Below are 8,656 nucleotides of genomic sequence, written 5' to 3'. Positions count from 1 at the left end.
CGTCAAGCGGAGACTCAGGTCTTTGTTTTTATTAATTATTTTTACCGCGCTTCACCAATGAATACAGGTCATCTGGTACACCCTTGAGTAATGGCGTCACCTTACCCACGGAAATCATCGTTAACGCGTGCATTGCCCGAGAAGCAATCGTGTACAGCAATTGGCGTTCACTGTCATCAGGGTATTCCTGCTCGTTAACGTTCCAGGCGATCACTGCGTCAAATTCTAGCCCCTTAGCCAAGAACGATGGCACAATAATGACCCCATCAACTAAACGCTGGTTTTCTGTCCGAATAAGCGTTGTCTTGACATTCCGTCGCTTTAATTCGTCATAAAGTTTTTCACAATCATTAAGCGTCTTACCGATAATTGCCACTGCATCATGCTCCTGCTGGTACTTCTTTAGCGTTTCAACGACACTATCAACACCGGTAGAATAACTATCAGTTTCAATTACAGTTGGCAAATCACCATTCCGGTCAAAGGCTTCAATTGCCTCCCCATTCGTTAGGAAGTGCTTTGTAAAGTCCGTAATTTGTTTAGTTGACCGATAAGACTTAGTTAATTGAACAACCTTGGTCTTTTCTGGATCAAACATCGTCCCCAATTGCCGTAAGAGCGAACGACTATTTTCATGGGTAAAAATTGCCTGGTTCAAGTCGCCAAGAAGAGTAAAGCGGGCGTTAGGGAAACGGAACTTTAGGTATGCTAATTGGTAAGCATCATAATCCTGAACTTCATCAATGAAAACATACCGAATATCCCGTTGACCCTTCTTTCCGGTCATTAAATCGTAAAGGTAGAGATAAATGGTAATCCCGTTAGCACTAATGTTTCCTTGACGAAGATCATCTTTTGTTTTTTCAACGTATGCTTCCCATTCAGTAGTACTAATGCCAAATTTATCCAGGTCTATGAGTTTAGGGGTTGCCCGTAGAAGGTGAATGAATTGGGCGTTGATATTGAGCCATAAATTATGATCAATCGCCCGTTTTACCGGTGTAAGAGCCTTCATTACAATCTGACGGGCCAAGAACTTGAATTGTTGGTTTTCATCCGCAAATTCTCGTGGCTGGTTGTCCATCAAATCATCAATTTGCTCCTTGCTCAGGTTTTGTACGGCTTCTTCAGCCCACTTACTGCGCATTTCAACGCTCACCCGGTGATTGAGGTACTTGATTAGTGCTTCCTTAGTTCCATCAAGTCGGTTGCCAAGATTGTAGTTATTATTAAATGAATAATAAATTTCTTTGATCTTCTCTTTGCTAATGAAGACTTTTCCGCGGAACATCAAATTGCGAAAACGCATATTGGCTTTCCCAAGGTGCTTAGCGTAACGTCCGGTTGCCTTAAAGTAAGCTAAACTCGTTGTTAGTTGAACTGCCTTTTTGGTTGTCGGATCCTGGCTGCTGTCAAACCGTTGAGCTAGTGTTTCCACATGAAGCCGTGGAACCCGTCGATTAGCAAACTGGTAATAAGTCATCTGGACCATATTATGCTCCCCTAATTCTGGAAGCACTTGGTCAATGTAATCATTAAATAATTGGTTAGGTGAGAAGAGGACCACCTGAGACGAACTCAGATTACCTCGGTAACGGTACAGAAGCCATGCAACCCGTTGAAGAACCGCAGCTGTTTTACCAGAACCTGCAGCCCCCTGGACAAAGAGAAGATCGTCTTTTGTGTCCCGAATAATTTCGTTTTGGGTTCGTTGAATCGTTGTAACAATACTCTTCATCTTAGTGCTGGAATGGGTGCCCAAAGCTTCCAAAAGCATTTGATCACCGACCTGCTCATCAGTATCAAAGATCGTTACAATCGTCCCATCATCAATCTGAAATTGACGTTTGAGGGTCATATTAACTTCCTGAGTACCAACAGGAGTCTCGTAACTAACCTTCCCTAGCTTTCCCTCATAGTAAATTGAAGAAATTGGTGCCCGCCAATCATATACTAGAAAATGATCTGGCTGATCACTAAATGATGCTAAACCAATATAAACGGTTTCGGGTTTTTCAGCACCCTTTTCTTGGAAATCAATTCGGGCAAAATAAGGTTTCTTTTCTAAGCGTTTCAAGGTTGAAAGGCGATCTGCAGCATGTTGCCAGCTGTTTTGCCGTTCATCCAGCATCTGCTGCTGGGCACGGAATGACATTGCCGTATCCATCATCCCAGAATAGGTCGTCGTGTTTAGATGAATATCATCGATCTGTTTATTGATCCCCTTAATATCATGTCGGGCGGTGTGGATCTTTTCCTCGGCCTTCTCCTTCGCCTGTTTGATCTCATCAATAACGTGATCTAAATGCTGCTGTTCAAATTCTTGTACTGACTGTTCGGTCACTCTTTCTACCTCCATTCGTGAAATCGTCTTACTATTATATCATTGATGAAGCGGTGACCGAAACAATATCGCCCTGTTATCGTGAATGCTAAATTATCTTTAAATATTACTGCTACCCTAACTTTTAAGTCCAGAATAACGGTAAAATAGTATAATAATTCGATTCAGAAAGGAGCCGTGTCGATTGGCCAACTTACTTTATATTTTGACTCACATTGCTGAAGTAATCATTCCAATGTTTGAATGGCTCGGGCCGTGGAGTTACGTTCTACTTTTTATGATTATCTTTATGGAAACCGGACTGGTCATTTTTCCGTGGCTCCCGGGAGAATCACTGATTTTTCTTACCGCCTCGTTCATTGCATTTCACCCTGTTCTGAAAATGGAAATTGTAATTCCCGTTTTCTTTTTAGCAGCCTTTATTGGCGATACGGTCAACTACTTCATTGGCCGCTCACTTTCACGCTGGCAATGGCTGGCAAAACGAGTTAACGGTCCCGGAATGGTCAAGGCCCACCAATTATTGGAAAAACACGGGATTAAGACCATTGCTTTCGGTCGTTTTGTACCGCTAATCCGGACGTTTGTGCCGTTAATCGCCGGGACAATGCACTTTGATTTTCGCCGGTTCATGGTCGGCAACCTTCTTGGTGTTATAGTATGGGTTCTCCTTGCCAGTGTCGTTGGTTACTACTTTGGCAGCATCCCATTCGTTAAGGAACACTTCTCGTTAATTATCCTGATTTTTGTTGCTGCTGCTTTGCTGGTTATCGCCACCCTTGCCCTCATTCGTCACATTCGGCGAAAGATCCTTAAGCGGAATAACATGCTGTAACATTAGACTGTCACGGTTCCCACTTACCATTAAAGCATGGTAAAATAGTAGATAATTGTTATTACGTAAAAAGGAGCTGATCAAGTTGGCAATTACTGTCTACTTTGTTCGTCATGGTCAAACATACCTTAACCGCTATAATCGGATGCAAGGATGGTCTGACGCTCCCCTTACCGAAAAGGGGATTGAAGATGCTAAGCGTGTAGGAAAGGCACTATCGAAGGTTAAGTTTGATTACATTTTCAGTAGCGATCTTTCACGGGCAGTTAATACCGCACGGTTGCTCCTTGCTGCTGATCCTAATACCGACCTTAAGGAGCCAATTCAAGAACCAGCATTTCGAGAAATCTTCTTTGGCTTCTTTGAAGGAGCAAATGGCGGTGCAGTTGCCGACATTGTTGGTGGTAAATATGGCTACCATACATTCTCACAAATGGCTGCTGGCTGGGGCACTGATGAACTTAAAGATCGAATTGCAAAGGCGGATCAATATGGGGACGCTGAAGATGCTGAACGTTTTTGGCACCGAATGGATAAGGGCTTTGATCGATTACGCAACCTGCCAGATAACTCTGTTGCGGTTGTCGTTTCACACGGTGCTGCTATCCGTTCAATCGCTGATCGCTACCTTGAAGGGGTCGATCAAAATGTTTCGCCACGAAACGGCAGCATTATGAAAATGACACTAACTGATACTGATACTCATGTGGACTTCTATAACCAACTCCACATTCCTGATAAATAAAATAATTAAACCAAAAGGGGGAACACTATCTTTCAATGGATAACATACAAACTGAAGAGCCAGTATTAATCACTGGGTTAAACACCGAACAAGAAGACTTTGATTATTCCATGACCGAACTTGCTGAACTAACCCAGGCAAATCACATGAAGGTAATCGACCGGATTGATCAGTCAATTGACCGGCCTAATCCAGCTACCTACTTCGGAAGTGGTAAGGTTGATGAAATTAAAGAAGCAGTTTTAGCTGAAAATGTTTCAACCGTGATCACTAATGATGAGTTAACTCCTAGTCAGTTACGAAACCTTGAGGACGAACTTGGCTGTCGTGTTCTTGACCGTACTGCACTGATCCTTGAAATTTTCGCTGAACGGGCACAGTCCAAGGAAGCCAAACTCCAAGTTCAAATTGCAGAATTACAATACCGACTGCCACGATTACAGACTAGTGCTAACCAACGACTTGATCAGCAAACCGGTGGCGGTAGCGGCTTCACTAACCGGGGATCTGGTGAAACCAAGTTGGAAATGAACCGGCGGACAATTCAGAATTCAATCAGCCACCTGCGAAAAGAACTGCGGGTAATTGATCGTTCCGAAGAAGTTAAACGGAAGCAACGGGACAAGAGTGCCATTCCAACGGCTGCCCTCGTTGGTTATACTAACGCTGGTAAGTCCACTATCATGAATGGACTCGTTGAAAAATATGGTGCTGGTGAAGATAAAACCGTTTTTGAAAAAGATATGTTATTCGCCACTCTGGATACCAGCGTTCGTCAATTGACACTACCAGATCAAAAGCGGTTCCTGCTTAGTGATACAGTTGGTTTTGTCAGCAAGTTGCCAACCCACCTTGTTGAATCATTCAAGTCAACGCTTGCTGAAGCAGCCAATGCTGACCTGTTGATTCAGGTAATTGACGCTTCAGACCCACATTACGAAGACATGATGAAAACCACTCAAGAAACTCTAAAGCAGATTGGAATCGAAAACATTCCAATGTTGTATGTCTTCAACAAGGCTGATAAGACCGACATGGAATATCCAGTACTTGAGGGTGACGATCAAATTGTGATTTCTGCTAAGGACGATGAATCACTCGATCTCCTCGTTTCAGCTATTCGGAAGCACCTCTTCCAAGACTATGTTGAAGCCAAAATGCTGATCCCGTTTGCGGACGGAAATGTTGTTTCATACCTTAACGAAAATACCAACATTTTGAATACTGAATACCAAAACAGCGGAACTGTTCTAACCGTTGAACTTTCGCAAAAAGATTACGACAAGTATCAAAAATACGTTATTCAATAAATAGGAAGCTGGGAATTAACCCATTTAAGAGCCTGGTGGGCTAACCTAGAACGATGAATGATGATGAATTCATCAGAGTCGTTCGTAGTTAGACTCGAAGGCTCGGGTTAATTTCCGCAATTAGACTCTGTAAGTTCGGAGATAACTAAATATAGATAGAGGGTGAGAAAAACTTTTATTTTTCTCACCCTCTATCTATATTTATATAAATGATACTACGCTGCTCGCCGATTAATCATCCCCATAATCCAGGAAACGATTAATACCAGAATTACTGCACCGATAATCGAAGGGACAATTGCCATTCCAGCAACTTGTGGTCCCCAAGCACCGAGGACAGCCTCACCCAATGACGAACCTACTAGTCCGGCAATAATATTGCTGATGACTCCCATGGAACCACCACGACGAGTAATCGCTCCGGCAATCAATCCAATGACACCACCAACGATTAATACCCAAATCCAATGGAACATTTACATCCCCTCCTTTTATTCAGCTAATTCTTCTTTTTTCTTAGCGGCTTTCTTCTTTAACTCATCTGCTTTTGCTTGAGCCTTACCGTGAGTTTCTTGTGCTTTACCTTCTGCCTCACGAACTTTATCCTTAGTTATTTTTCCTTCAACCTGTTTCAGCTTACCGACAACCTTGTTCTTAATGCTCTTTTTGCTAGTCATAGTCTGCTCCTTTCTCTATCTGAGTGACTGTGTGCTAGTAACTTTCTTTGATGGTTTGATCATAACAATAAGCGATTTCATTAGCGACCCTTTACCAGTTTGCTTACGAAAGTATTAATATTAATTATCTTTTCCTTAAATTAACAAAAGACGTGAAGATGCTATTTTACCAGCATTCTCACGTCTTTTAACGGCTGCTCACTTATTAATTATGAATTAAAAACGAATTTCGTTCTTAATATTTTTTCCTTTAACAATCGCTGCAATATCATTCAAACTAACCTGAACCATATTGCGAACAGCGGTAGTCGTCATGAAGGCAACGTGTGGTGTCACTACCACGTTTGGCATTGCAACTAATTCCTTGAAGTCAGCCGGAACGTCCGCTGGCGAAACTTTCTTACTAAAGTAGGTTGTTTCATCACCAAGCGTATCAAGGCCGGCTCCCGCAATTTCATGATTCTTCAGGGCTGCAATCAAATCATTAGTATTAACCACTTGTCCCCGTGCCATGTTAATCAAAATTGCATTATTCTTCATTTGCTTAAACTGTGGAGCTGCAAACATGTTTTCCGTACTGGAAGTCAACGGAACGTGGAGAGTAATAATGTCAGCTTCCTTTAACGCGGTTTCAAGGTCAACAAATGCATCAACATATGGTGCATAAACAACACTAGTTTCTCGTGTAACCGCAATTACCCGTGCACCTAGCGCCTTATAGATCTGGGCGGTTGCACCGCCAATATGACCGAGGCCGACAATCGCAACGGTTTGGTTATAGATTTCATTACTAACTAGATCCTTGCTCCAGCGGAAGTCAGCGTCATTTACCATCCGTTCCTTAAACTCGCCAATCCGTCGTAAAAGGTACATTGCGTGAGTTAGCCCCATTTCCGCAATCGCCCGTGGAGAGTAGATAGAAACATTTGTGATTTTCAGACCATTTTTCTTTGCTAACTCAAGATCAAACATGTCAAATCCTGCTGTCCGGGTTGATAGTTGCTTAATCCCAAATTGCTTTAACTTAGTATAGATGGCTGGATCATCAATCTTGCTGGTTTGAAGAACTGAAATTCCATCAAAGCCCTCCACTAAATCAATGGTTGAAGTCGTTAATTGCTCCCTAACCAATTTAACTTCATTGCCAGTTTTAGTCGCCCATTCCTTAGCGTATGGTACTTCCTTATCATCTACGCCAAACATAATTAGCTTCATTTGAAACCCCATCCTTTTCATATTTGTGTGTAAAAAATCGCTTACATTCTTTATTATACTAAATTATTAGGACAAACAAAAAGCTGGAGACCAGTTTAACTAGCCTTCAGCTTTTAAATTAGAAAGTTATTTTTTAAGTTAAGCAGCCTTAGTTTCCCGACGAGTGACAAAATCACGCTGAATCCAAACGGAAACAATCATTGCTAAAGCATCAATAATAACAAAGACAATCAAAGTTACATAGTAATTGTGGAGTACTTGGTGAGTGTAGGAAAGAAGGATTGGTCCAACCATCCCCGCTGCAGCCCAGGCAGTCAAGATGTAGCCATGAATTGCTCCTAATTCCTTTGTTCCAAAGACATCGCCAAGGTATGCTGGAATTACTGAGAATCCGGCACCGTAGCATGACATTAACAAGCAGAGCGCTAATGCAAAGATAAATGGTGTCTTGAAGAAGAGGAGAACGAAGAGCATTAAAATATCTAACACAAAGATCAAACTATATGTGAGTGGCCGACCGATAAAGTCAGATAATGTTGCCCAGGCAAGTCGACCGAAACCGTTGAATAAACCAATGATCCCGACCATTACCGCAGCAGCACTGGCAGTCATTGTCGTCATGTTCTGAGCCATTGGTGATGCAGCTGAAACAAGTCCAATTCCAGTTGTGATGTTGATAAAGAACATGAACCACAAGAATGCAAAAGTCCGGGTCTTTAATGCTTGGTTGGCAGTTAATTCTTGGTTGGTTAAACTTACCCGTTGAGCGTTCTCAGCGATTGCTTGTGGTAATTCATGAGGACGTGGCTTTTTAATAAATTGAGCAGCCACAATCATTACAACAAAGTAAAATGCTCCTAAAACGTAAAAGGTATTAGCAATCCCAACAAGTGCCATCAGGTGTTGAGCAACTGGACCAGTAAGCATTGCCGCAAAACCGAATCCCATAATCGCTAACCCGGTAGCTAACCCCCGCTTGTCAGGGAACCAACGAACAATCGTTGATACTGGTGTAACGTAGCCAGAACCTAACCCTAATCCGCCAATGACACCATACGCTAAGTAAAGCAACCATAAGTGGTGTGATTGGATAGCTAATCCGGTTAATGCGATTCCGCTTCCGTAACAAATACTTGAGATTGTTCCAGTAACGGTTGGACCAAACTTTTCAACCAACCGTCCCATAAATGCAGCTGACATTCCTAAAAAGAAGATTGCCAAACTAAATGCAAATGATACTGATGTTTCCTTCCAACCAGTATAGGCAGAAATTGGCTTGGTGAATACACTCCAAGCATATACCCCACCAATCATTAAGTGGAGAATTACCCCCGCAATTGCGACTCCATACCGGTTTCTCGTCTTTGCCATTCTTGATACTTCCTTTACTATTATTTCCGAACATTATTTTTAAATAAGCTCTATTAGTTCGGTGTTTAAAAAATAACACAGGATTTTTAATTAAACAATAAGTAAAACACGAACTTTAATGTTGTAAGCGATTAAATAATAAATTATTAAAAGAGCCGG

Annotated in this window: 8 protein-coding genes; 3 read left to right on the top strand and 5 right to left on the bottom strand. The window is 42.0% G+C overall.

Translation table 11 applies throughout. The annotated features are described in order from the left end of the window. Nucleotides 1-31: 31 nt before the first annotated feature. Nucleotides 32-2,359, bottom strand: a complete 2,328-nt coding sequence (helD, locus tag HMPREF0549_RS01815) for an RNA polymerase recycling motor HelD (protein WP_003716551.1) — start codon at nt 2,357-2,359, stop codon at nt 32-34. A 169-nt stretch (nt 2,360-2,528) separates the two neighbouring features. Here helD and HMPREF0549_RS01810 point away from each other — a divergent pair, with 169 nt between their 5' ends. The 3 genes from HMPREF0549_RS01810 to hflX all read left to right on the top strand — a co-directional run bounded on the left by HMPREF0549_RS01810 (nt 2,529) and on the right by hflX (nt 5,234). Further along, complete coding sequence (locus HMPREF0549_RS01810) at nt 2,529-3,179, top strand: VTT domain-containing protein (RefSeq protein WP_003716550.1); 651 nt, start codon at nt 2,529-2,531, stop codon at nt 3,177-3,179. An 85-nt stretch (nt 3,180-3,264) separates the two neighbouring features. After that, entirely contained in the window at nt 3,265-3,924 is a 660-nt protein-coding gene (locus HMPREF0549_RS01805) for a histidine phosphatase family protein (RefSeq protein ID WP_003716549.1), read from the top strand. A 35-nt stretch (nt 3,925-3,959) separates the two neighbouring features. Then, complete coding sequence (hflX, locus tag HMPREF0549_RS01800) at nt 3,960-5,234, top strand: GTPase HflX (protein ID WP_003716548.1); 1,275 nt, start codon at nt 3,960-3,962, stop codon at nt 5,232-5,234. Between the two features lie 215 nt (nt 5,235-5,449). On the opposite strand, the gene HMPREF0549_RS01795 is transcribed toward hflX, so the two are convergent. The 4 genes from HMPREF0549_RS01795 to HMPREF0549_RS01780 form a co-directional block, all read right to left on the bottom strand. Further along, entirely contained in the window at nt 5,450-5,710 is a 261-nt protein-coding gene (locus tag HMPREF0549_RS01795) for a GlsB/YeaQ/YmgE family stress response membrane protein (protein WP_003716547.1), read from the bottom strand. A gap of 15 nt (nt 5,711-5,725) precedes the next feature. Beyond that, on the bottom strand, nt 5,726-5,911 hold the full coding sequence (locus HMPREF0549_RS01790) for a hypothetical protein (RefSeq protein ID WP_003716546.1): 186 nt from the start codon (nt 5,909-5,911) through the stop codon (nt 5,726-5,728). Between the two features lie 216 nt (nt 5,912-6,127). Further along, nucleotides 6,128-7,126, bottom strand: coding sequence for a D-2-hydroxyacid dehydrogenase (locus HMPREF0549_RS01785; RefSeq protein ID WP_040530716.1), 999 nt, complete (start codon nt 7,124-7,126; stop codon nt 6,128-6,130). Nucleotides 7,127-7,264: 138 nt separating this feature from the next. Beyond that, nucleotides 7,265-8,497 (bottom strand): L-lactate MFS transporter, encoded by a 1,233-nt coding sequence (locus tag HMPREF0549_RS01780; RefSeq protein ID WP_003716544.1) that lies wholly within the window; start codon nt 8,495-8,497, stop codon nt 7,265-7,267. Between the last annotated feature and the right edge of the window lie 159 nt (nt 8,498-8,656).

The sequence above is a fragment of the Limosilactobacillus vaginalis DSM 5837 = ATCC 49540 genome, from assembly GCF_000159435.1.
In the GTDB taxonomy this organism is placed as follows: Bacteria; Bacillota; Bacilli; order Lactobacillales; family Lactobacillaceae; genus Limosilactobacillus; species Limosilactobacillus vaginalis.
Note: the sequence above shows the minus strand (reverse complement) of the source record. Positions and strands in the feature narration are given on the sequence as shown.